Origin of the sequence: Halosimplex halophilum (assembly GCF_004698125.1) — an archaeon.
In the GTDB taxonomy this organism is placed as follows: domain Archaea; phylum Halobacteriota; class Halobacteria; order Halobacteriales; family Haloarculaceae; genus Halosimplex; species Halosimplex halophilum.
Window position 1 is genome coordinate 1,072,482 of sequence record NZ_ML214297.1, and the last position, 21,143, is coordinate 1,093,624.

The window sequence follows — 21,143 nt, forward strand, 5'->3', positions numbered from 1 at the left end:
AAGCGACGACAGTCAGGGGGCGACCTGCGCGAGTCAGTCCGCGGATTCGAGGTACGGCAACGACGCGGCCGTCTCCTCGATCGCGTTCCGGTTCGCTTTCATCAGCGCGGTCGTGTCCCAGTTGCCCTCGACCAGCGCCTCGCGCTGGGCGCGGTCGACGCTGACGCTGATCTCGTTGTCCCCGTAGGTCACCGTCTCGGCGCGCACGTCGACCTCGATGTCGCCGTCCGGGTTGTCGTCGACCCACTGCTGGAGGGCGTTGATCGTCTCGTGGTCGGCGGTGACGGTCGGGATGCCGAGCGCCAGGCAGTTGCCCGCGAAGATCTCGGCGAACCCTTCGCCGACGAGGGCGTCGATCCCCCAGCGCATCAGCGCCTGCGGGGCGTGCTCGCGGGAGGAGCCGCAGCCGAAGTTGTCGTTGACCACCATGACCGAGGCGTCCTGGAACCGGTCCTCGTTCATCGGGTGGTCTTTCTCGTTGTCGTCGTCGTCGAACCGCTGGTCGAAGAAGGCGAACTGGCCCAGGCCGTCGAAGGTGACGACCTTCATGAACCGCGCCGGGATGATCTGGTCGGTGTCGATGTCGTTGCCCCGGATCGGGATGCCCGTCCCCTCCACGTAGTCGACCGACGGGATGTCGTCGGCGTCGACCATCAGGCGGACACCTCCGCTTCCGGCAGCTCGCGCACGTCAGAGACCTCGCCGGTGATCGCCGCCGCGGCGACCATCCGCGGGTTCATCAGGACGGTCCGCCCGTCCTTGCTGCCCTGGCGGCCGACGAAGTTGCGGTTCGACGAGGAGGCACACGCCTCGTCGCCCTCCAGCTGGTCCTCGTTCATCCCGAGGCACATCGAACAGCCGGCGTTGCGCCAGTCGAAGCCGGCTTCCTCGAAGACGTCTTTCAGGCCCTCCTTCTCGGCCTGCCTCTGGACGCGCTGGCTGCCGGGGACGACCATCGCGCGCACGTCGTCGGCGACCTCGCGGCCCTTGACGACGCGGGCCGCCCGCCGCAGGTCCGGCAGGCGCGCGTTGGTACACGAACCGAGGAAGGCCACGTCGATGTCGTAGCCCGCCATCGTCTCGCCGGGCTCGACGCGCATGTGCTCCTGGGCGCGACGGGCAGTGTCCTGCTTGCCCTCCGGCAGGTCCTCAGGGGCCGGGATCGGGTCGTGGACGCCGATGCCCTGGCCGGGCGTCGTGCCCCACGTGACGACGGGGTCCAGCTCGCTCGCGTCGATGCGGACCACGTCGTCGTATTCGGCGTCCGCGTCGCTGCGGATGGACTCCCAGTACGGTTTCAGTTCGTCGAACTTCTCGGGGTTGTCCTGGAAGTAGTCCGTCTCCTTCAGCCACTCGAAGGTGGTCTCGTCGGGGTTGACGTAGCCCGCGCGGGCGCCGCCCTCGATGGACATGTTGCAGATGGACATCCGCCCCTCCATGTCGAGGTTCTCGATGGCCTCGCCGGCGTACTCGTAGACGTAGCCGACGCCGCCCTCGGTGCCCAGGCGGCGGATGATCTCGAGGATGATGTCCTTGGCCTCGACGCCCTCGCCGAGCTCGCCGTCGACCTGGATCTTCCGGACCTTCTGCTTCTCCATCGCGATGGTCTGGGTGGCCAGCACGTCGCGGATCTGGGAGGTGCCGATGCCGAAGGCGAGCGCGCCGAACGCGCCGTGCGTGGAGGTGTGGGAGTCGCCGCAGACGATCGTCTTGCCGGGCTGGGTGAGCCCCTGTTCCGGGCCGACGACGTGGACGATGCCCTGCTCGCCGCTGGTCGGGTCGAGAAAGTCGATGCCCGCCTCGCGGACGTTCTCCTCCAGCTCGGACATCATGTTCTCGGCCGCGTCGTCGCCGTAGGGCCGCGACTGGTCGGCCGTCGGGACGATGTGGTCGACCGTCGCCAGCGTCAGGTCCGGTCGCGCGACCTCGATGTCCCGTTCGCGGAGCATGCCGAACGCCTGCGGGCTCGTCACCTCGTGGATGAGGTGCAGCCCGACGAACAGCTGGTCCTGCCCGTTGGGCAGCGTCGTCACCTTGTGCCGGTCCCAGACCTTGTCGTACAGTGTGCCCTGACTCATACTGATCCGTCTCGTCCCTCTTCACCCCGCTGGAAGACGCGGTTGGCGTCCGCCGCGTCGTCGTCGGGGTGTTCGTGGTCGACGTCTTCCATCGTCTGCTCGTCCGTCTCGGCGTCCGCGCGCCCGCCGTCCGCAGCCACAGCAGGGCCCCGCTGGAAGGCGAAGTCGTCGCCGAACGCCTTCCCCGTGTGGGGGTTGGTGTGGCTGAACTCGGCCATCGTCGCCTTCGGGGCCGCGTCGCCGACGGTGTCGGTCGTCGTGTCTGTCGTCGGTGTCGTGGTCGGTTCGTCTGTCATCGGTGTGGTGTGTCGGTGGTCACTCGTCGGCTTCCTCCCACGCGAACAGCTCGCGCAGGCGGCCGCCGACCTCCTCGATCTGGTGGTTCTGTTCGGCGCTCCGGTACTGCTTGTAGGCCGGCCGGCCGGCCTGGTTCTCGCTGATCCACTCGCGGGCGAACTCCCCGTTCTGGACCTCTTCGAGGAGTTCGTCCATCCCCTCGCGGTCGATGACCTCCTCGCCGCGGGTGAGCCCGCCGTACTCGGCGGTGTCCGAGACGGAGTTCCACATGCCCATGTGGCCGCCCTCGTACATGAGGTCGACAATCAGCTTCAGTTCGTTGAGGCACTCGAAGTAGGCCATCTCGGGCGCGTAGCCCGCATCCACGAGGGTCTCGAAGCCGGCCTTGACCATCTCGGTGACGCCGCCGCAGAGGACGGCCTGCTCGCCGAACAGGTCGGTCTCGACCTCCTCCTGGAAGGTCGTCTCGATGACGCCCGCGCGGGCGCAGCCGATGGCCTGCGCGTAGGCCAGCGCCTGCTCCTTCGCGGAGCCGGTGGCGTCCTGCTCGATGGCGATCAGACCGGGGGTACCCTCGCCGCGCTTGTACGTGCGGCGGACGAGGTGGCCGGGGCTCTTGGGGGCGACCATCGTCACGTCGACGCCCTCCGGCGGTTCGATCTGGCCGTAGTGGACGTTGAAGCCGTGGGCGAACTGGAGGGTGTCGCCCTCCTCGATGCCGTCCGAGATGGCCTCGTAGACGGCCGGCTGGACGGTGTCCGGGACGAGCATGACGACGATGTCCGCCTCCGCGGCGGCGTCGTCGGGCGTCTCGACGCGCAGCCCGTCGGCCTCGGCCTCCTGGCGCGAACTGGAGCCCTCGCGGAGGCCGACGACCACGTCGACCCCGCTGTCGGCGAGGTTCTGCGCCTGGGCGTGGCCCTGGCTGCCGTAGCCAAGGATGGCCACGGTCTCGTCTTCGATGTACGATGCGTCGGCGTCGCCGTCGTCGTAGACGGGTACGGTGAAGTCGTCAGTCATCTGTAGCTGTCTGAGGGGTCTCGCCCGTCTCTGATATCGTCTCCGCTTTCCGCCGCGTGTCCTCCAGGGTGTCCGCCCCGCGCTCGACCGCCGCCGCGCCCGTGCGGACGACCTCCTGCACGTCGAACTGGTCGAACGCCTCGACCGCGGCCTCGATCTTCTGCTGGCTGCCCGTGATCTCGACCGTGATCGCTTCGGGGGAGGCGTCGACGACGTTGCCGTCGTACATGTCCGCGACCGCGTTCACGTCGTCGGGCTTCTCGCCGCTGACCTTCACGAGGACCAGCTCGCGCTGGACCGCCTCCGGTTCGAGCTCCTCGACGGAGATGACCGGCACGAGCTTCTCCAGCTGCTTCTTCGCCTGGTCGACCCCGGGCTCGGGCTCCTCGATGACGATCGTCATCCGTGCGACCTCGGGGTCGTCCGTGGCGCCCACGGTGAGGCTCTCGATGTTGAACTGCCGGCGGCTGAAGAGTCCGGAGACCTCCGCGAGGACGCCCGGCTCGTGGTTCACCAGCGTCGACAGCACCGCCTTGCGCGGCTGGTGGGTCGCTTCGGCTTCCGGATCGATACGAATTCCCTGCGAGTTTCGTCGGCCCTCCGGACGCATCCGCTCGTCGGGATGGGGGCCGTCCATGCCTTGTGTCATCTCAGAGATCACCCAGCTGGTCGCCGTTCAGTGCGAACAGGCCGTTGTCCCCGCCGCTGGGGACCATCGGGTAGACGTTCTCCGCCGGGTCGATGATCGCGTCGACGACCGCGGGCCCGTCGTAGCTGCGCGCCTTCTCGATTATCTCGTCGACCTCCGCGGGGTCCTCCAGGCGGAACCCGCGGGCGCCGAAGGCCTCGGCGAGCATGTCGAACTGCGGGATCCACGGGTACTCCGAGGCCATCCGCCGGCCCTCGTAGAAGCCGTCCTGCCACTGGCGGACCATCCCGACCGCCTCGTTGTTGAGAACGACGTACGTGATGTCCAGGTCCTCCCGGACCGCGACGGAGAGTTCCTGCACGGTCATCAGGAAGGATCCGTCGCCGTCGAAGCAGACGACCTCCTGGTCGGGGGCGGCGATCTTCGCGCCGATGGCCGAGGGGACGCCGTAGCCCATCGTGCCCAGGCCGTGGCTGGAGACCCAGGTGCGGGGCTCGGTGAACGTCCAGAACTGGCTGGCCCACATCTGGTGTTGGCCGACGCCGGTCGTGACGATGGCGTCGTCGTCGGCCAGCTCGGAGAACCGCTCGACCACGTACTGCGGTTTGAGCGGCTCGTCCTCCGGCATGTCGTAGGTCATCGCGTACTCGTCCTTCCAGGCCTGGCACTGCTCGCGCCACTCGGCGTACTCGTCGGGCGAGGTGTCCATCGCCTCGTAGGCGACGGGCATCGCGTCGTCGAGCTGGCGCAGGACCTGCTTCGCGTCCCCGATCAGCGGGTAGTCCGCCTCGATGTTCTTGGAGATCTCGGCGGGGTCGATGTCGACGTGGATGACCTCGGCGTCGGGCGCGAACGTCTCGACGCTGCCGGTCAGCCGGTCGTCGAACCGGGTCCCGATGGCCAGCATGCAGTCGGTGTTCGTGATCGCCATGTTGGCGTAGCCGGTGCCGTGCATCCCGGCCCACTCCAGGGACAGCTCGTGGTCCTCCGGGAACGAGCCGATGCCGGGCATCGTCGTGATGACCGGGATCTCGTAGTCGGTCGCGAACTGGCGCAGTTCGTCGCTTGCCTCGGCCTTGATGACGCCGCCGCCCGCGAGGATCACGGGCCGCTCGGCCTCCGCCAGCGCCGCGGCCGCCGAGTCGACGGCCTCGGGCTCGGCCTCGTTCGGCGGGTTGTACGTGTCCGGGGTCTCCGGTTCGCCCGGGAACTCGTCGGTCTCGCCCTGGGTCACGTCCTTCGGCAGGTCGACCAGCGTCGGCCCCTGGCGGCCCTCCTCGGCCAGCGCGAACGCCTCGCCGACCTCGGTGCCGACCGTGTCCGAGTCCGCCGCGAAGTAGCTGTGCTTGGTGACCGGCTGGGTCACGCCCACGGTGTCGGTCTCCTGGAACGCGTCGTTGCCGACGAAGTTCGTCGGGACCTGCCCGGTCAGCGCGATCACGGGGTCCGAGTCCATCGACGCGTCCGCGAGGCCGGTCACGAGGTTGGTCGCGCCCGGCCCCGAGGTCGCCAGGCAGACGCCCGGCTTGCCCGAGACGATGCCGTAGGCGTCCGCCGCGTGGGAGGCCCCCTGCTCGTGGGCCATCGTGACGTGGGTCAGCTCCTCGGAGTCGTACAGGGCGTCGTAGACGGGCATGATCGCCCCGCCCTGCACGCCGAAGAGCGTCTCCGCGCCGGCCTGTTCGAGCGCCGCGACGACCGACTCCGCGCCCGTGCTCACGCTGTCGCGCGTCGTCGATCCCTCGTCGGCCTCCGCCGCTGTCTCCGCTGTCTGTTCGCCCTCTCCCGTCGTCTCGCCGTCTGGTGGCGACACTGGTGTTTGCTCGCTCATGTGTGGTGGTGTCGTCGAGTTCGCTCCGCGTCGGTCCGATGCGTCCGCCGAGAATGAACAGCTGTGAGTGGTGGGGCTAGGGAGCCCCTACGATCGCGCGAAGCGCGCCGCTGGACGGGAGTTCGAACGCCTCGCCGCCAGCGGTCGGTCTCATCACTACGGGTATCTGCACACCGGCGGCAATAAATTTTCCGTGTCCGGCGCGCGGCCGCCGACGCCTCTCGTGGGATTCCAGCCGCTCGCGTGGCTCCCCGGTGGAGCGTCGGCTCTCTCCGTGTGCGCTCGGCGGCCGGGGAGGCGGGCATCGTCCTACGCCCGGACCTCCTCTTCCTCGACCTCGCGGTCGACGCCGACGTCCTGGGCGAACTCCTCCAGGACCTCCATGGTGACGCGGTTGTCGTCCGCGCCGTACTCCTTGACGCGCCGGGTGATCTCGCGCACCTCCTCGTCGGTGGGCTCGTAGTCGGCCTCGACCAGCCGCTCCCGGACGGAGTGCTGGCCGGTGTGTTTGCCCAGGACGAGTTCGCGCGAGGCCCCGACCATCTCCGGGGTCATGACCCCCGGCTCGAACGTGTCGGAGTTCTCGATGACGCCGGCCGCGTGGATCCCGCTCTCGTGGGAGAAGGCGTTGCGGCCGACCACCGGCTTGTTCGCCGGCACCGGGATGTCGCTCTTGCCCTCGATGACCCGCGAGATCTCCGTGATCCGGGTCGTGTCGATCCCCGTGTCCACGTCGTACAGCGACTCCAGGGCCATCACGACCTCCTCGTAGGCCGCGTTGCCCGCGCGCTCGCCGATGCCGTTGACCGAGACCTGCGCCTGCGAGGCGCCGGCCTCGAAGCCCGACAGGGCGTTGGCCGCCGCCAGCCCGAAGTCGTCGTGCGTGTGCACGTCGATGCGGGCGTCCGTGCGGTCGACGACCTTCGCGATCATGTCGCGGAACCGACCGGGCGTCGCCACCCCGCAGGTGTCCGGGATGTTGATCCAGTCGGTGCCCGCCTCCGAGACCGCGTCGACGACCTCCATCAGGAACGCCTCGTCGGTGCGGGTGGCGTCCATCGGGGAGAACATGCACTCCACGCCGGCCTCCTTGACGCGCTCGACCGACTGGACGGCGCGCTCGACGGCCTGCTCGCGCGTGGCGTGCATGGAGTCCTCCAGCTGTACGTCGCTCGTCGAGACGAACACGTGGACCAGCTCCACGCCGGAGTCCAGTGCCGCTTCGACGTCTTTCTCGACGACCCGGGCCAGCCCGCAGGTCGTCGTCGAGGTCGCTTCCGCGATGTCGCGGACGGCCTCGAATTCCGCGTCGGAGTTGACCGGGAAGCCCGCCTCGATGACGTGGGTCCCCATGTCGTCCAGCACCGCCGCTATCTCCCGTTTGTCTTCGTAGGAGAACGACGTGCGCGGCGACTGCTCCCCGTCGCGGAGCGTGGTGTCGAAAATGCGTGCCTCGTGGACTTCCGAGGTACTATTCAGAGTACCCTGGAAGAACTCGATCCGCCGGCGAAGCCGACGTGCCCTCTGTATTGGACATTGTACCCCTATCTGTTCTCTCGGGGGCAATAAAGGCTCCGCTCGGCGCGGCGCCGCGCTAGCGCGTGGCACGATGTCGTTCTCAGGCCGGTGGTGATCCGGTTTTGGGAGTAAAGCGGACCGTTTGCGATGAATTGGAGAACGGAGTGGCAGTTAGAGGGTTAATTAGCGGGATTTACCGTCTTTGCAGAACCGGACACTATGATCGGCCTCAGAATGCTTGAGTCTGTACAATAAAATCGAGCGTTAATTATATTATCTGTAGTGAGAAATCATCTCTAATTCGAAAATATGGCTGAGAACATTGAGAAAGAGGAAATAAATAGCCAATCTGTTGATGATGGCGCCTTGAATTCTCAGTCAACAGATGAAGAATCAAGCTGGGTGAGGTTTATCGATGAGAATCTGAAGGACACAAAAGACATTAAGCTTTACACCAAGTCAAAGTATTACGCAAAAATTGGAAAATGGGGTTCGGGTATCTCATTATATATGCTCTTGGCAATGTACGTTGAACACTGGCCATCGAACAAACTCTATGTCGCGGTATCAGGAGGTCTTTCCATTCTCGCTATTACCCTGACTGTTTTGTTCCGGCTCAATGCCAAGAAGTCAGATATCAATGATGATTTGGTATCTCGTCATGTTATCGCTTCTCTCCTGTCCTCTTTCGATAGTGGTGGAAGCGAAAAGTTGGTTGAAACCTATGAAAAGTGGGAGGGGAAGTTTAGGAATAATCCGTACATCTCTAAAAAACGGAGACAAGACTTTGACAGCTATATTGAAGACATTCAGGAAAAAGAGGGTGTACATGAGAGAGAAACAAAAGAATATTTAGACATTCTAGTGGATGAGACTCAGAGTGTGGTAAATCATAGGTTCTCAGTCAACGACGAGATTGAATCTTCTTCGGATGAGACACAGGAAAAGAAAATTGGATTTATGTCCGTACTTAGATCCTCAGTAGACTCAGAGAATATTAACACCTCCTACGTATTTTGGGCGCTCTTCTTCATCGCAGCTATAGTCGGAACGATAGTCGCTCTATGGAAGGGGCAAAGCTGGGGGGTTCTAACTGTTACAATTCTAATGGGGGCATTGAGATTTTACGACAAGCGGAACTCGTAGAGAATTTTCCTGAATCCGAATGGGAATAGAATACAGACAGATTTCAGAATACCTCGTTCCATACAACTTTATACTGCCGCCCATCCCGCTGAGCGTGGCCGGTCTCATTCCACTCGCCACCGACGATCTCGGTGACGGTCGACGACTTCCGCCGGACCACGTCGTCGCTCTCGTCGAATAGCACGAACGCGTACCAGGCGGTTTGCCCCTCTGCGCCTTCCGCCGCCGTCAGCGAGCGGTGTTGGTCCTCCCACAGCCTGAACCGGCCTGCAGCGCCGCTCGCGAGCGTTTCGTGAATCCAAGCGATTACCAAGGCATACACTTGAGTAGCTGGTCGACGAAATTCCCGAGCTATGAACGGCATAGCCGGAAAATCGGCACTCGTCACCGGAGCGGGGTCGGGCATCGGACGCGCCTCGGCACTCCGATTCGCCGAGGAGGGCGCGAACGTCGTCGTCGCGGACATCGACACCGAGGGCGGACGGGAGACCGTCGACCTGATCGAGGATGCCGGCGGGGACGCGACCTTCGTGGAGGTCGACGTGTCGGACACCGAGTCGGTCGAGCGGATGGTCGACACCGCCGTCGAGACCTACGGCGGGCTCGACTTCGCGCACAACAACGCGGGCATCCTCACCGACTTCGTGGAGACCACGGGCATCAACGAGGCCAACTGGGACCGGATCGTCGACATCAACCTCAAGGGGATCTGGTCGTGCATGAAGGCCGAACTCCCCGTCGTCGAGCACGGGGACGGCGGCGCCATCGTCAACACCGCCTCCGAGGCCGGGCTGGTGGGGATGGGCGGGCTCTCCAGCTACTCGGCCACCAAACACGGCGTGGTCGGGCTGACGAAGTCCGTCGCGCTGGAGTACGCCGAGCGCGGAGTCCGCGTCAACGCCATCGCCCCCGGACCGACGAAGACCAACATCCAGTCGGGGATCCTCGGCGACACCGGCGGGTCGGGGATACTCGGCCGGGTCCGCTCTATCGTTCAGATGGTCAAGATGGCGCTCTGGAGCCTCCGCGCCGACTTCGACACGTCCGCGATGCGGGACGTGCCGATGGGCCGGATCGCCGACCCCGAGGAGATGGCCGGCGCGGTCGCCTTCCTCTGCTCGGCCGACGCCTCCTACATCACCGGGACGACGATCCCCGTCGACGGCGGCCAGGCGGCCGACTGAGCGGCGGCCGAGCGGTGATCGACCCTCGTTGGAAGGTGACCAGGGTACAGCCCAGTCAGAACGGGTACTCGCGGGGCTCGCGCTGCAGCGACACCCACTTCGTCTCGGTCACCTGCTCCAGGATGGTCCCGTCGTTGTACCCGCCCATGCCGGAGGCGCGGGTCCCGCTGAATGTGACGTGGGCCTCGTCGTTGATCGGCTGGTCGTTGACGTGGACCTGACCCGTCTTCATGCGGTCGGCGATGTCCATCCCGGTCCCGAGGTCGCCGGCGTGGACCGACCCGGCGAGGCCGTACTCGGTGTCGTTGGCGATCTCGACCGCCTCGTCGATATCGGAGAAGGGGATGACCGGCGCGATGGGGCCGAAGTGCTCGTTGCACGCGGCGGCCATGTCGTTGGTCACGCCCGAGAGGACGGTCGGCCGGACGACCAGCGAGTCGTCGACGCCCTCCAGGTCGGCCGTCTCGCCGCCCGTCTCCAGGGTCGCGCCGGCGTCGACGGTCTCCTCGACGTACGCCAGCATCTCGTCGCGCTGGGACTCGTCGATGATCGGGCCGACGATGGTGTCCTCGTCGTGAGCGCTGCCGACCGGGAGCGACTCGGCGCGGTCGACCAGGGCGTCGACGTACTCGTCGTATACGTCCTCGTGGACGACGTGGCGGTTGATCGAGATGCAGACCTGGCCCTGGTGGACGAACGAGCCGAACGTAGCGCTGTCGACGGCGCGGTCGATGTCCGCGTCGGCGGTCACGATGTGGGCGTTGTTCCCGCCGAGCTCCATCGCCTGGGCGGAGAGGTTCTCGGCGGCGGTCGCGGCGACCTGCCGGCCGACCGGCGTCGAGCCCGTGAACGCGACCATGTCGCTCTCGGGGTGGCCGGCGACGCGGTCCCCGATGTCCGAGCCGCTGCCCGTGACGACGTTCAGCAGTCCGTCGGGCAGGCCCGCGTCCTCGAAGATCTTCGCGAACAGCAGCCCGCCCGTGATCGGCGCGTTCGACGACGGTTTGAGCACGACCGCGTTGCCCGCCGCGAGGGCGGGCGCGACCGCGCGCATGGAGAGGTTGAGCGGGAAGTTCCACGGCGAGATCACCGTCACGACCCCGCGGGGGACGCGCTCGACGCGGTTGTCCTTCCCGGGGACGTTCGAGTCCGCGAGCTCGCCTTTCATCCGCCGGGGCATCGTCGCCGCCTCGCCCATCTGGTCCGCGGCGATCCGCAGCGACGTCTCGCCCATGATCTGCGACCCGCCCACCTCGGCGGCGAGCAGTTCCGCGATCCCCTCGCTGTGAGCCTGCATCGCCTCCAGGGCGTCCTGGACGAGCGTCTCCCGGCGCCCGGGCGGCGCCTCGGCCCACTCCGACTGCGCCTCGGCGGCGGCCTCGTAGGCGGCTTCCACGTCGGCCTCGCCGGCGGCGGGGACCGTCGCCACCTGCTCGCGGGTCGAGGGGTCCTCGACCGCGATGGTCTCGTCGCTCTCGGCGGCCGTCCACTCGCCGTCGACGTACAGTGCGTTCCAGTCGTCGTCGATCGCGTAGCTGTCGGGCACGAGTGTCTCGGCTAGGGAATTCGGACCGAAAAGGGGCGAGGACCCGGGCGGTGCTGCCGGTTCCCGTCGCAAACGCAGGCGACCGGCGAGCGAACGGCTTGAAGTCGCCGGTACTCCTACCACAGGACGGATGTTCCACGCGAGTCCTCGGACTCCGGTCGACACGACGGAGGCGCGGAGATGACCGGGCCGCATCAGGACCGGCCGCTCGTCACCGCCGGCGCGCCCCTCTCGGTCGCCGGAGCGGCCGCCGTCCTCGTCCACGGCCGCGGCGGGAGCGCCGACGGGATGGTCCGACTCGCCGACGAGTTCTACCGCCACGGCCTCGCGCTGGTCGCGCCCGCGGCCCGGCGCAACCGGTGGTACCCCAACTCGTTTCTCGCACCCCGCGAGGCCAACGAGCCCGAGCTCTCGTCGGCCCTGCAGGCGGTCGCCGACGCGGTCGAGACGGTCCGCGAGGCGGGCGTCCCGAGCGAGCGGACCGTCGTCCTCGGGATCTCCCAGGGCGCCTGCCTCGTCGCGGAGTTCGCCGCGGGGAATCCCCAGCGGTACGGCGGCGTCGTCCTCGCCAGCGGCGGGCTGATGGGCCCCGAGGTCGGCCAGTACGAGGGCAGTCTCGACGGGACGCCGGTGCTCGTCGGCGGCCACGAGGGCGACCCGGCGGTCCCGGTCGACCGCGTCCGCGAGACGGCCGCGGTCTTCGAGTCGCTCGGCGGCGACGTGCGGATCCGCATCGAACCGGGCGACGACCACGGGATCACGGACGCCGAACTCGCGGCGGTCGGCGACCTGGTCGAGGACCTGCTGGCCGACGGGGGCGACGAGCCGCCGGACCCGTGACCGGGCTCGTCCCCGACCCCGGTCGCGGCGGAGCGGCCGGGGGTTGAGTGTGCCTGCAGAGGGGGTATCGTGGTCGGCACCGAACCGGGGGCAATGCCAGCGGACATCCCCGGGATCCACCACGTGACGGCCATCTCCAGCGACCCCGGCCGTACCCACCGCTTTCTCACCGAGACGCTGGGGTTACGACTGGTGAAACGCAGCGTCAACCAGGACGACGTGTCGGTGTATCACCTCTTCTACGGCGACCGGAGCGGGTCCCCCGGAACGAGCATGACGTACTTCCCGTACACGGACGCCCAGCCCGGCCGCGTCGGCACGGGCCAGGTGACGACCGTCCAGTTCACGATCCCCGCCGGGTCCGTCGAGTACTGGACCGACCGCCTCGACTCGGAGGGCGTCGCCCACGGTCCGCCCCGCGAGCGCTTCGGCGACACCGTGGTCACCTTCGAGGACCCCGACGGGCTCCCGATGGAACTCGTCGCACGCGCGGACGCGCCCGACGGCGACCCGCCGGACGGTCCCGTCCCGGACCAGCACGCCGTCCGCGGCTTCTTCGGGGTGACGCTCTCGCTGGCGACCGCCAGCGGCACGGGGAGCCTGCTCAAGACGATGGGGTTCCAGCCGACCCGCAGCGAGAAACACCGCCAGCGGTTCCGCGCCGGCGGCGACCTGGGCGCCGTCGTCGACGTGCTGGAGGACCCCGAGGCCCCGCGCGGCGAGGCGGGCGCCGGCACGGTCCACCACGTCGCCTTCCAGGTCTCCGACGCCGAACAGGCACAGTGGCACGACGCCCTCGTCGAGCGGGGGCTCCGCCCAACCCAGATCATCGACCGCAAGTGGTTCCGGTCGATCTACGCCCGCACCGAGGGCGGCGTCCTCTTCGAGTTCGCCACCAAGTCGCCCGGCTACACCGTCGACGAGAGCGTCGACGAACTCGGCGAGCACCTCGTGCTCCCCGAGTGGCTCGAGGACCGCCGCGCCGAGATCGAGGCGAACCTGCCCGAGCTGCCGAGCGCACCCCGCGAGGCCTGAGCGGGACCGCGCGGCGCCACCCGGACCGCGAACGACGGCCACTCCCTGCGGAGGGTCACTCGCCGTCGAACGGCGGCAGTTGCCCCTCGATCATCCCGCGGTCCTCCTCCAGCCACGGCGGGAGGACGAGGTCACTGCCGGGGTCGGGTTCACGCTCGGCGACGCCGAGTCCCGGTCGCTCGGTCGCCAGTTCGAACAGGATCCCGCCGCCGTCGCGGACGTACAGCGACTCGAAGAAGTGGCGTTCTTTCACTCGCGACACGTCGAAGCCCCGCTCGTCGAGTAGCTCGCGCCACTCGCGCAACTGCTCGCCGCTCTCGACGCTCAGCGCGACGTGGTGGATCGACCCCCGCCCCTCCTTGCCGTACGCGGCGTCGTCGGTCAGCAGGTCGACCGTCGACTCGCGGCCTCCGGGCAGTCGATAGCGGACGAGGTCGTCGCGCTCGGCGACGATCTCGAACCCGAAGGTGTCCAGCAGGCTCGCGGTGACGTACGGGTCCGCGGAGCGGACGGCGACGCCGCGGACGCCGCGGACCGCGTGTTCGGCGGGGATCGCACCGTCCGGCTGGCCGCCGGTCCAGGGGTGGTCGGCCTCCGCGTCGAGGTCGGTCGGCGCGGCATCGCCCTCCGGGACACCGACGAGTTCCAGTGAGGTGCCGTCGGGGTCCTCGAAGGTCAGGACGGGCTCGCCGAACCGTTCGCCCCGGTCGACGGCCACGCCGCGGTCGGCCAGCCGGTCGGCCCAGTAGTCGACGGAGCCCGCGGGGATCCGCAGCGCCGCGCTCGTGATGTCGGGTTTTCCGATCCGACCCGGTTCCTCCCGCGGGTAGGTGAAGAAGGTGAGCACCGAGCCGGGGGTCCCGCGCTCGTCGCCGTAGTAGAGGTGGTAGACGAACGGCTCCTCGAAATTGACCGTCCGCAGGAGAAAGCGCAGTCCGAGCGTCTCCGCGTAGAACCGCCGGTTCTCGCCGGGGTCGCCCGCGACGACCGACACGTGATGGACGCCGAGCGTGTCCGAGAGCACTGCCGGCGGTAGGGGCCGCGCCGGGATAAGCCTGTCAGCGGCGGACGACCGGACGAGGGCCGAACCAGCCGGTCACTCGTGGCGCTCGCCGGCTTCGACCGTCGTCTCCAGCCAGTTCTCCTCGGGCGGGTACGGACAGGAGAAGGTGTCGCTGAACGCGCAGAACGGGGAGTACGCGAGGTTGAAGTCGACCGTCACCTCGTCGCCGTCTTCGAGGTCGCGGTCCGGTTCCAGTTCCATGTAGCGGCCGCCGTGGTAGGTCGCCTGGCCGGTCGTCTTGTCGCGGAACGGGACGAAGATGGACTCGTCCTCGGGCTGTTGCCGGTACCCGTGGAGTTCGCGAGTCTCCCCGTCGAGTTCGAACGCGAAGGTGACCACGCGCTCGTAGCGGACCGTCCGACCGTCGGAGGTCTCCATCTCGACGGGGTCGGGCTGGTCGTGGACCGTCACCGTCGCGTCGACGCGGTAGTCGGGGTCGGGCTCGAAGTAGTCCAGCCCGTCGAAGTCCTCGCGCTCGCCCGGCGGGATCGGCGACTGGGGGTGCTCGGCCAGGAACTCGTCCTTCTCGGCGCGGTTCGCCCGCAACTGCTCGGCCCACTCGTCTGTCTCGCTCATGGCCCGGGATTGCCGCCCCGGCGGTTTGAGTCCGGCGGTCACGGTCGCTCGATATCTGTCCGACCGATCCCGCACGACGGCGTCTGTGATAGCCCCGCGACGGCCCGAACACGCTCCGGGGCGCACACCTTTTTCTCGGTCGACCGCGAGGGGGCGGGTATGAGCGAGATCGACCTCGACCTCCAGACGGTCGAGGAGGAACTGACCGACGAGGAGGAGGGCGACGACGGGGGCGGCCGGGTCGTCCTCGGCGTGCTCGACGGGACGACCCCCGACGAGGAGTGGGCCGAGATCGTCGAGGACGGCGGGACGCTCGTGCTCTCCATCGAGGGGGACGTGAACGAACTCGCGGCGGGGTTCGCCCGCGACGTGCGCGAACTCGACGGCGACCTCATGCAGTTCCGCGGGTTCCTCGTGGTGACGCCGCCCGGCGTCGGCATCGACACGAGCCGGCTGGACTGAGTGGGGTCGACGCCAGCAGTCCGTCGAGACCAGACGCCCCAACTCGTCGGTATCGGCGCTTATGTGGCCGGCGGGCCAACAGTGGGGTATGCCGATGAAAGGCTCCGGACAGGCGGCGTCGTGGCGGGAGATCGACCAGTGGGAGGGCGGCACCGGCTGGATCGCCTACCCCGACGAGGAGATGCAGCGGGCGAGCCACGCGCTGGTCTCCGACGGCGACGTGTGGCTCGTCGACCCCGTCGACTGCGACGGGCTGGACGAAACCCTCGCAGAGTACGGCACCGTCCGGGGCGTCGTCCTCCTGCTGGACCGCCACAAGCGCGACGCCGACGCGCTCGCGCGCCGCCACGAGGTGCCGGTGTACGTCCCCGAGTGGATGAGCGGCGTGCGCTCGGAGCTCTCGGCGCCCGTCGACCTGATCCGGCGGAGCCTCCCCGACAGCGGCTACGATCTGCACAAGCTCGTCGACAACCCGGTCTGGAAGGAGGGCTTCCTCTACGACGAGGACTCGAAGACGCTGGTCGTCGCCGAGGCGGTCGGCACCTCGGCGTTCATGCGCACGAGCGACGAGCGACTCGGCGTCCACCCCGCGCTCCGGCTCAAACCGCCGAAGGCGCTCGGTCGCTACTCGCCCGACCGGATCCTGGTGGGCCACGGCGAGGGCGTCATGGAGGGCGCGGCCGAGGCGCTGACCGACGCGCTCGACGGGTCGCGCAAGCGGACGCCGCGGCTGTACGCCCAGACCGCCCGGGAGTTCCTGTTTTGAGCCAGGTCCGTGCCGAAGCTCGACGGTGCTGGGAGGGGAACGAGGAGCGCCGCGAGCGACGGAGTTTTGCCCCGGGCGGCGAATAACCCACCGTGGTCTACGCGACGCGGGGGCTGGTCGAGTCGTGTCTCAGGTTCGCCAGGGAGTCCGACCCGGACCCGGTGACCATCTCGCTGTCCGTGACGCCCGCCGGGGAGCTGCCGGGCGCGGACCTCCCGCCGGAGACGCCGGTGTTCACGCACTTCTACTACCCGGACTCGGCGGGGTCGGTCAACTTCGTCTTCGGCGTCGACATGGGGACGCCGGTCGGCCAGACCCAGGCGCGGTTCGTCTCCCACCCCAACGGGGAGCTGCGCGTCCGCCAGCGCGACGACTTCCACGAGCGCATCTTCGTCGCCGTCCCGCCGTGGGACGAGGGGTCGGTGGCCGTCTTCGACCGCCGCGGCGAAGAGCAGCCGCTGGAACTGCTCGACGTGGAACCGCCCGAGGAGTTCCCCGAGTGACCGCTCGTCGGCGCACCCGCCGTGCGGTCGGACCGCCGTTCAGTCCAGGTACCCCAGGTCTTCGAGCTGGTCGGCGATCTCGGAGAACTCCGCCTCGGTCAGCTCGCCCTTCTGCTGGTTCTGGATGACGATGCTCCGGAGCAGGAACCGGACCAGGTCGCTCGTCGACGAGAAGCTCGTCCCCTCGATGGTCTCCTCGACGCGGTCGGCCAGGTCCTTCGGGATCGAGACGGTGGTGTAGTCGGTCATACCGTGCGGATGGGGAGGGGCGGGGTTAGTCGTTGTGGCTGGCCCTGAACGACGTACCCGCTCCCCGTCGACGATACCGGACGTTCGAATGCTCAGAGCAGGTGAAGCACGTATCGTTCAGAACAGTATACACACCCCCTAATGTCGTAGAAGAAATTATTGTCGTATGGCTAGAAATGCGAGCGAATGAACTTCCGGGAGGCGACAACAAGTGATACGAGGGTGATGTCTCGTATTCAGCGGGAAGCACTACTGGAACGTGCCGAGGGGAGGTATTCGCCCGATCAGCTCCGCCACATGGTTGCAGCGGAATCTGACCGCGAAATAGTTCCTGAAAAGCGAGTCAGTTCGGAAGAAAATAGATACGTGATCGTAGAGGATGAAGGGAATCCTGTTGGGTACGGCGGAATCAGTATCGGTGAAGGAATCCTATTAGCAACGTTCGTTGAGCCATCAGTAGCCGACCAAGGGATCGGAAGCAGAATTGTCCGACACCTACATGATATAGCCCGAGACGAAGGACACGAAAACCTACGAACATACGCGTCTTTGAATGCAGTGGAATTCTATCGGAAACTTGGATACACGGAAGTAGAGCGGACTACCGTTGGGGAAGAGGGCGGGCCAGACATTCCGAGTGTTTTGATGAAAGCCCCTCTTTGAAAGGTACCCAACACACACTGAATACCTACCAGACTCCGTCACAAGAACTACACATCGCGCCCACGAATCCGAGGGACGATGCCCTCCAACGACGAGCCCGAAACACTCCGCGCGGACATCGTCCGGCGCTGGAAGGAAGAGCTGTTCTCGGCGGACACCGTGGTCGCGGCGGTCGCCGTCGCGGTGGCGATCCCCGCCGGCCTCGCCGCCGCGGCCGTCGTCGACCCGGCCGCGCTGTATCCGGTCTGGCTGTCGACCGCGTCGGGCCCGAGCCTCGGCTACTGGCGCGGAATCAGGATCGAGGTCCCGATGGACACCGCCGCGAGGGTCGGCCTCGTGATGGCGTCGGTGATCGCCGCCGTCACGAGCGGCGTCGTCGCGCTGACGCTCGCGCTCGGTGGGACCCAGGGCGCGGCCGTCGTCGCGGGGGCCGTCGTCGGCCTGCTGTTCGGCGGGCTCGCCAGCCGGTTCGCCTTCCACCGGCTGGCCGGCGAGACCGCGTGACGCCGGCCACCGCACCCGCTCGTCTACACCGTCAGTTCGACGCGGTAGTCGGTCAGGTTCTCGTAGCCGTCCTCGGTGACGACGACCAGGTCCTCGATGCGGACGCCGCCCACCGCCGGGTCGTACAACCCCGGTTCGATCGTGATGACGTGGCCCGGTTCCAGTTCCTCCCCGCTCGGAGCGAGACTCGGTCCCTCGTGTACGTCTAGACCGACGCCGTGGCCGGTCGAGTGGATGAACCCCGTCTCGGTCCCCTCGTCGCTCCGCAGAGTGGGTTCGCCGGCTTCCTCGTACACGTCGCAGGCGGCGTCGTGTACGTCCGCGCCCGTCGCACCTGGCTCGACCGCGTCCAGCGCGGCGCGGTAGGCGTCCTCGGTCAGGTCGTACCACTCCCGCAGGGTCTCCGAGGGCTCGCCCTTGCAGAACGTCCGGGTCATGTCGGCGTGGTACTTCGTCGCCTTGTTCTGGGGGAAGATGTCGACGATGATCGGCTCGCCTGCCTCCAGCGGGCCGCTCCCGCGGTCGTGGGGGTCGGCGGCGTCGGCGCCGCAGGCGACGATCGTCTCGTCCAGCGCGCAGCCGTGCCGGAGCAGCGTCGCCTCGATCTCCGTCTTGACGGCCTCGCTCGTCAGCACCTCGCCGTCGCGGTAGAGCGTCCCGTCTTCCACGTCGGCCTCGGCGATCAGGTCCTCGGCGGCGTGCATGGCCGCCTCGTTGGCTTTCTGCGCCTCGCGGACGTGTTCGATCTCCTCGTCGGTCTTGACCGCGCGGATGTCCGAGACGGTGTCCTCGCCGTCGACGCTCACGGAGACGCCCAGCTCGCGCAGGCCGTCGGCGACGTGCAGCGGGAACCGCGGCGGCGCGGCGACGCTGTCGACGCCGTGGGCCGAGAGGAAGTCCGCGAGCGAGCGGTGGATGGCCTCGCGAGGGCCGTACTCCTCGCTATAGGCGCCGTAGTCGTAGTCGATGGCGCGCTCGACCGTGGCGGCGCGGGCCTCCCGCTTCGCGCGGCCGAACTCCAGGCTGCGCCCGAAGAAGAGCCGTACGTCGCCGTCGTAGAGCGTGACGAACGGGTCCGGCGCGTCGAAGCCCGAGAGGTAGTACTGCGTCGAGTCCGTCGAGTCGGCGTGGACGAGGTAGCCGTCGACGCCCTGCTCGTCCAGATACTCGTCGAGCGCGGAGAGATCCGGGTCCATACCCCCAGGAAGCATCGCCCGGGATAAATAGCGTGTGGCGCCTGCAAACGAGTCGCTACCAGCGTCGCCGCCTCCGGTAGCCTGATACCGCGGGGGGCCGACCCGGACCACATGGACGCCACCATCGAGCGGTCGACGGTCGGGGGCCGGGCGCGGGCCCCGCCGTCGAAGAGCTACACGCACCGGGCGATCCTCGCGGCGGGGTACGGGACGGAGGCGACCGTCCGCGACCCGCTGGTCAGCGCCGACACGCAGGCCACCCGCCGCGCCGTCGAAGCCTACGGCGGCGAGACCGACCTCTCCGAGGACCGGTCGACCCTGGCGGTCGCGGGCTTCGACGGCCGCCCGGACGTGCCCGCCGACGTGATCGACTGCGCCAACAGCGGGACGACGATGCGCCTGACCACCGCGACGGCCGCGCTCGCCGACGGCACGACCGTCCTCACCGGCGACGGGTCGCTGCGCTCGCGCCCGCAGGGCCCCCTGCTGGACGCCATCGAACAGCTCGGCGGCCGCGCCGAGAGCACCCGCGGCAACGGCCAGGCCCCGCTCGTCGTCGGCGGGCCCGTCTCCGGCGGCACCGCCTCCATCCCGGGCGACGTGTCCTCGCAGTTCGTCACCGCCCTCCTGATGGCCGGCGCCGTCTCCGAGGACGGGGTCACGGTCGACCTCGAAACCGAGCTCAAGTCCGCGCCCTACGTCGACATCACGATCGAGGTGCTGGAGGCGTTCGGCGTCGAAGCCAGCGAGACCGACGGCGGCTACCGCGTCGAAGGCGGCCAGTCCTACGCCCCCGAGGGCGGCGAGTACCGCGTCCCCGGCGACTTCTCCTCGATGTCGTACCTCCTCGCCGCCGGCGCGCTCGCGGCCCCCGACGGGATTACCGTCGAGGGCGCCTACCCCAGCGCGCAGGGCGACTCGGCCATCGTCGACGTGCTCGAACGGATGGGCGCCGACATCGACTGGGACCGCGAGACCGGCGAGATCACCGTCAGACAGTCCGACCTGACGGGCGTCGAGGTCAGCGTCGCCGACACCCCCGACTTGCTCCCGACCATCGCGGTCCTCGGCGCCGCGGCGGACGGCACCACCTCGATCGTCGACTGCGAGCACGTCCGCTACAAGGAGACCGACCGCGTCAGCGTCATGGCCGACTCGCTCACGGAGATGGGCGCCGCCGTCGTCGAGGAACGGGACCGCCTGTCCATCCGCGGCGCCGAGACCGACCTGCGCGGCGCGACCCTGCCCGGCCGCGACGACCACCGCATCATCATGTCGCTGGCCGTCGCCGGCCTCGTCGCCGACGGCGAGACCACCGTCACCGAGGCCGAGGACGTGGACGTGTCGTTCCCCGGCTTCTTCGACACGCTCGCCGACCTGGGCGCGACCGTCTCGAAGTGAGAAGCGAACCGCCCCGGACGGTCACTGCGTGGCGGCGCGGTCGCCGAACTGCTCGCGCACTTTCTTTACCTTCGGCTCGGCGTGGAACTGGCAGTAGCGGTCTCCCGGGTTCTTGTCGTAGTAGTCCTGGTGTTTCTCCTCGGCCTCGTAGAAGGTGTCCAGCGGTTCGATCTCGGTGACGATCTCGTCGTTCTCGTAGCTGTCGAAGTCGCCGCCCTCTTGGAGGTTGTGGACGAACCGCTCGACGACCGCCTTCTGCTCGTCGTCGTGGTAGTAGACGGCCGAGCGGTACTGCGAGCCCACGTCGGGGCCCTGCCGATCTTTCGTCGTCGGGTCGTGGATGCGGAAGAACACCTCCAGCAGGTCCTCGTAGGCGACGGTCGCGGGGTCGTACTCGACCTGCACGACCTCTGCGTGGCCGGTCGACCCCGAACAGACTTCCCTGTAGCTCGGGTTCTCGACGTGGCCGCCGGCGTAGCCGGAGGTGACCGACTCGACGCCGTCCAGTTCCTTGAACGCCGCCTCGATACACCAGAAGCACCCGCCCGCGAGCGTCGCCGTCTCTGTCTCGGTCATTACCCGCGCTTGGGCGCGGAACCGCTTGAACCCAGCGACC

Annotated in this window: 24 protein-coding genes; 10 read left to right on the top strand and 14 right to left on the bottom strand. The window is 67.9% G+C overall.

Annotation, left to right across the window (positions count from 1 at the left end):
• Positions 1 to 33: 33 nt before the first annotated feature.
• From leuD to E3328_RS05450, 7 genes are all read right to left on the bottom strand, one after another.
• On the bottom strand, positions 34 to 654 hold the full coding sequence (gene leuD, locus E3328_RS05420) for a 3-isopropylmalate dehydratase small subunit (protein WP_135363580.1): 621 nt from the start codon (positions 652 to 654) through the stop codon (positions 34 to 36).
• Entirely contained in the window at positions 654 to 2,078 is a 1,425-nt protein-coding gene (gene leuC, locus E3328_RS05425) for a 3-isopropylmalate dehydratase large subunit (protein WP_135363581.1), read from the bottom strand. Before leuC ends, leuD begins: the two co-directional genes overlap by 1 nt.
• The gene (locus E3328_RS05430; RefSeq protein WP_246022903.1) at positions 2,075 to 2,374 is read right to left on the bottom strand and encodes a DUF7989 family protein; all 300 of its coding nucleotides are present in this window, start codon (positions 2,372 to 2,374) and stop codon (positions 2,075 to 2,077) included. Before E3328_RS05430 ends, leuC begins: the two co-directional genes overlap by 4 nt.
• Before the next feature lie 19 nt (positions 2,375 to 2,393).
• Positions 2,394 to 3,395 carry a ketol-acid reductoisomerase gene (gene ilvC, locus E3328_RS05435; RefSeq protein ID WP_135363582.1) on the bottom strand — a complete coding sequence of 334 codons (1,002 nt, stop codon included), beginning with the start codon at positions 3,393 to 3,395 and terminating at the stop codon, positions 2,394 to 2,396.
• A complete protein-coding gene (gene ilvN / locus E3328_RS05440) occupies positions 3,388 to 4,044 on the bottom strand; it encodes an acetolactate synthase small subunit (RefSeq protein ID WP_135363583.1) in 657 nt (218 codons plus the stop codon). Before ilvN ends, ilvC begins: the two co-directional genes overlap by 8 nt.
• 1 nt (position 4,045) lies before the next feature.
• A complete protein-coding gene (gene ilvB / locus E3328_RS05445; RefSeq protein ID WP_135363584.1) occupies positions 4,046 to 5,875 on the bottom strand; it encodes a biosynthetic-type acetolactate synthase large subunit in 1,830 nt (609 codons plus the stop codon).
• A 309-nt stretch (positions 5,876 to 6,184) separates the two neighbouring features.
• Entirely contained in the window at positions 6,185 to 7,441 is a 1,257-nt protein-coding gene (locus tag E3328_RS05450; RefSeq protein WP_394345903.1) for a LeuA family protein, read from the bottom strand.
• A 261-nt stretch (positions 7,442 to 7,702) separates the two neighbouring features.
• Here E3328_RS05450 and E3328_RS05455 point away from each other — a divergent pair, with 261 nt between their 5' ends.
• Positions 7,703 to 8,539 carry a hypothetical protein gene (locus E3328_RS05455; protein WP_135363585.1) on the top strand — a complete coding sequence of 279 codons (837 nt, stop codon included), beginning with the start codon at positions 7,703 to 7,705 and terminating at the stop codon, positions 8,537 to 8,539.
• Between the two features lie 43 nt (positions 8,540 to 8,582).
• Here E3328_RS05455 and E3328_RS05460 read toward each other — a convergent pair whose 3' ends face one another.
• Positions 8,583 to 8,852 carry a PD-(D/E)XK family putative nuclease gene (locus tag E3328_RS05460; protein ID WP_167837313.1) on the bottom strand — a complete coding sequence of 90 codons (270 nt, stop codon included), beginning with the start codon at positions 8,850 to 8,852 and terminating at the stop codon, positions 8,583 to 8,585.
• A 40-nt stretch (positions 8,853 to 8,892) separates the two neighbouring features.
• Between E3328_RS05460 and E3328_RS05465 the strand changes: the two genes are divergently transcribed.
• On the top strand, positions 8,893 to 9,723 hold the full coding sequence (locus E3328_RS05465; protein ID WP_135363587.1) for an SDR family NAD(P)-dependent oxidoreductase: 831 nt from the start codon (positions 8,893 to 8,895) through the stop codon (positions 9,721 to 9,723).
• Positions 9,724 to 9,778: 55 nt separating this feature from the next.
• On the opposite strand, the gene E3328_RS05470 is transcribed toward E3328_RS05465, so the two are convergent.
• Entirely contained in the window at positions 9,779 to 11,269 is a 1,491-nt protein-coding gene (locus tag E3328_RS05470; RefSeq protein WP_135363588.1) for an aldehyde dehydrogenase family protein, read from the bottom strand.
• 180 nt (positions 11,270 to 11,449) lie between these two features.
• On the opposite strand from E3328_RS05470, the gene E3328_RS05475 reads away from it, so the two are divergent.
• Both E3328_RS05475 and E3328_RS05480 read left to right on the top strand, forming a co-directional pair.
• Positions 11,450 to 12,109, top strand: a complete 660-nt coding sequence (locus E3328_RS05475; RefSeq protein ID WP_135363589.1) for an alpha/beta hydrolase — start codon at positions 11,450 to 11,452, stop codon at positions 12,107 to 12,109.
• A 93-nt stretch (positions 12,110 to 12,202) separates the two neighbouring features.
• A complete protein-coding gene (locus tag E3328_RS05480) occupies positions 12,203 to 13,144 on the top strand; it encodes a VOC family protein (RefSeq protein WP_135363590.1) in 942 nt (313 codons plus the stop codon).
• 55 nt (positions 13,145 to 13,199) lie between these two features.
• Here the strand turns inward: E3328_RS05480 and E3328_RS05485 are convergent, their stop codons facing one another.
• Both E3328_RS05485 and E3328_RS05490 read right to left on the bottom strand, forming a co-directional pair.
• A complete protein-coding gene (locus E3328_RS05485; protein ID WP_135363591.1) occupies positions 13,200 to 14,168 on the bottom strand; it encodes a VOC family protein in 969 nt (322 codons plus the stop codon).
• Between the two features lie 72 nt (positions 14,169 to 14,240).
• The gene (locus E3328_RS05490) at positions 14,241 to 14,783 is read right to left on the bottom strand and encodes a DUF1684 domain-containing protein (RefSeq protein WP_135363592.1); all 543 of its coding nucleotides are present in this window, start codon (positions 14,781 to 14,783) and stop codon (positions 14,241 to 14,243) included.
• Positions 14,784 to 14,942: 159 nt separating this feature from the next.
• Between E3328_RS05490 and E3328_RS05495 the strand changes: the two genes are divergently transcribed.
• From E3328_RS05495 to E3328_RS05505, 3 genes are all read left to right on the top strand, one after another.
• The gene (locus E3328_RS05495; RefSeq protein WP_135363593.1) at positions 14,943 to 15,245 is read left to right on the top strand and encodes a DUF5779 family protein; all 303 of its coding nucleotides are present in this window, start codon (positions 14,943 to 14,945) and stop codon (positions 15,243 to 15,245) included.
• A gap of 88 nt (positions 15,246 to 15,333) precedes the next feature.
• Complete coding sequence (locus tag E3328_RS05500) at positions 15,334 to 16,011, top strand: hypothetical protein (RefSeq protein ID WP_135363594.1); 678 nt, start codon at positions 15,334 to 15,336, stop codon at positions 16,009 to 16,011.
• A 92-nt stretch (positions 16,012 to 16,103) separates the two neighbouring features.
• Complete coding sequence (locus E3328_RS05505) at positions 16,104 to 16,514, top strand: JAB/MPN domain protein-containing protein (RefSeq protein ID WP_135363595.1); 411 nt, start codon at positions 16,104 to 16,106, stop codon at positions 16,512 to 16,514.
• A 39-nt stretch (positions 16,515 to 16,553) separates the two neighbouring features.
• Here the strand turns inward: E3328_RS05505 and E3328_RS05510 are convergent, their stop codons facing one another.
• Positions 16,554 to 16,763 (bottom strand): ribbon-helix-helix domain-containing protein, encoded by a 210-nt coding sequence (locus tag E3328_RS05510; protein ID WP_135363596.1) that lies wholly within the window; start codon positions 16,761 to 16,763, stop codon positions 16,554 to 16,556.
• A gap of 186 nt (positions 16,764 to 16,949) precedes the next feature.
• Here E3328_RS05510 and E3328_RS05515 point away from each other — a divergent pair, with 186 nt between their 5' ends.
• Positions 16,950 to 17,426 (top strand): GNAT family N-acetyltransferase, encoded by a 477-nt coding sequence (locus E3328_RS05515; protein WP_135363597.1) that lies wholly within the window; start codon positions 16,950 to 16,952, stop codon positions 17,424 to 17,426.
• Positions 17,427 to 17,504: 78 nt separating this feature from the next.
• The gene (locus E3328_RS21805) at positions 17,505 to 17,930 is read left to right on the top strand and encodes a hypothetical protein (RefSeq protein ID WP_167837314.1); all 426 of its coding nucleotides are present in this window, start codon (positions 17,505 to 17,507) and stop codon (positions 17,928 to 17,930) included.
• Between the two features lie 23 nt (positions 17,931 to 17,953).
• Here the strand turns inward: E3328_RS21805 and E3328_RS05520 are convergent, their stop codons facing one another.
• Positions 17,954 to 19,126: a M24 family metallopeptidase gene (locus E3328_RS05520; protein ID WP_135363598.1), complete on the bottom strand. Its 1,173-nt coding sequence runs from the start codon at positions 19,124 to 19,126 to the stop codon at positions 17,954 to 17,956.
• Positions 19,127 to 19,237: 111 nt separating this feature from the next.
• Between E3328_RS05520 and aroA the strand changes: the two genes are divergently transcribed.
• The gene (gene aroA, locus E3328_RS05525; protein WP_135363599.1) at positions 19,238 to 20,527 is read left to right on the top strand and encodes a 3-phosphoshikimate 1-carboxyvinyltransferase; all 1,290 of its coding nucleotides are present in this window, start codon (positions 19,238 to 19,240) and stop codon (positions 20,525 to 20,527) included.
• Between the two features lie 21 nt (positions 20,528 to 20,548).
• Here aroA and msrA read toward each other — a convergent pair whose 3' ends face one another.
• Positions 20,549 to 21,103, bottom strand: a complete 555-nt coding sequence (gene msrA, locus E3328_RS05530) for a peptide-methionine (S)-S-oxide reductase MsrA (protein WP_135363600.1) — start codon at positions 21,101 to 21,103, stop codon at positions 20,549 to 20,551.
• Positions 21,104 to 21,143: the final 40 nt, after the last annotated feature.

Bases quoted from the DNA above. Each gene is read 5' to 3' on its own strand.
- msrA (WP_135363600.1), bottom strand. From the start codon at position 21,103: ATGACCGAGACAGAGACGGCGACGCTCGCGGGCGGGTGCTTCTGGTGT.
- E3328_RS05520 (WP_135363598.1), bottom strand. From the start codon at position 19,126: ATGGACCCGGATCTCTCCGCGCTCGACGAGTATCTGGACGAGCAGGGC.
- aroA (WP_135363599.1), top strand. From the start codon at position 19,238: ATGGACGCCACCATCGAGCGGTCGACGGTCGGGGGCCGGGCGCGGGCC.
- E3328_RS21805 (WP_167837314.1), top strand. From the start codon at position 17,505: ATGCCCTCCAACGACGAGCCCGAAACACTCCGCGCGGACATCGTCCGG.
- ilvN (WP_135363583.1), bottom strand. From the start codon at position 4,044: ATGACACAAGGCATGGACGGCCCCCATCCCGACGAGCGGATGCGTCCG.
- E3328_RS05500 (WP_135363594.1), top strand. From the start codon at position 15,334: ATGCCGATGAAAGGCTCCGGACAGGCGGCGTCGTGGCGGGAGATCGAC.
- E3328_RS05430 (WP_246022903.1), bottom strand. From the start codon at position 2,374: ATGACAGACGAACCGACCACGACACCGACGACAGACACGACGACCGAC.
- ilvC (WP_135363582.1), bottom strand. From the start codon at position 3,395: ATGACTGACGACTTCACCGTACCCGTCTACGACGACGGCGACGCCGAC.
- E3328_RS05480 (WP_135363590.1), top strand. From the start codon at position 12,203: ATGCCAGCGGACATCCCCGGGATCCACCACGTGACGGCCATCTCCAGC.
- E3328_RS05455 (WP_135363585.1), top strand. From the start codon at position 7,703: ATGGCTGAGAACATTGAGAAAGAGGAAATAAATAGCCAATCTGTTGAT.
- E3328_RS05475 (WP_135363589.1), top strand. From the start codon at position 11,450: ATGACCGGGCCGCATCAGGACCGGCCGCTCGTCACCGCCGGCGCGCCC.
- E3328_RS05515 (WP_135363597.1), top strand. From the start codon at position 16,950: ATGAACTTCCGGGAGGCGACAACAAGTGATACGAGGGTGATGTCTCGT.
- leuD (WP_135363580.1), bottom strand. From the start codon at position 654: ATGGTCGACGCCGACGACATCCCGTCGGTCGACTACGTGGAGGGGACG.
- leuC (WP_135363581.1), bottom strand. From the start codon at position 2,078: ATGAGTCAGGGCACACTGTACGACAAGGTCTGGGACCGGCACAAGGTG.
- E3328_RS05495 (WP_135363593.1), top strand. From the start codon at position 14,943: ATGAGCGAGATCGACCTCGACCTCCAGACGGTCGAGGAGGAACTGACC.
- E3328_RS05510 (WP_135363596.1), bottom strand. From the start codon at position 16,763: ATGACCGACTACACCACCGTCTCGATCCCGAAGGACCTGGCCGACCGC.
- ilvB (WP_135363584.1), bottom strand. From the start codon at position 5,875: ATGAGCGAGCAAACACCAGTGTCGCCACCAGACGGCGAGACGACGGGA.
- E3328_RS05465 (WP_135363587.1), top strand. From the start codon at position 8,893: ATGAACGGCATAGCCGGAAAATCGGCACTCGTCACCGGAGCGGGGTCG.
- E3328_RS05490 (WP_135363592.1), bottom strand. From the start codon at position 14,783: ATGAGCGAGACAGACGAGTGGGCCGAGCAGTTGCGGGCGAACCGCGCC.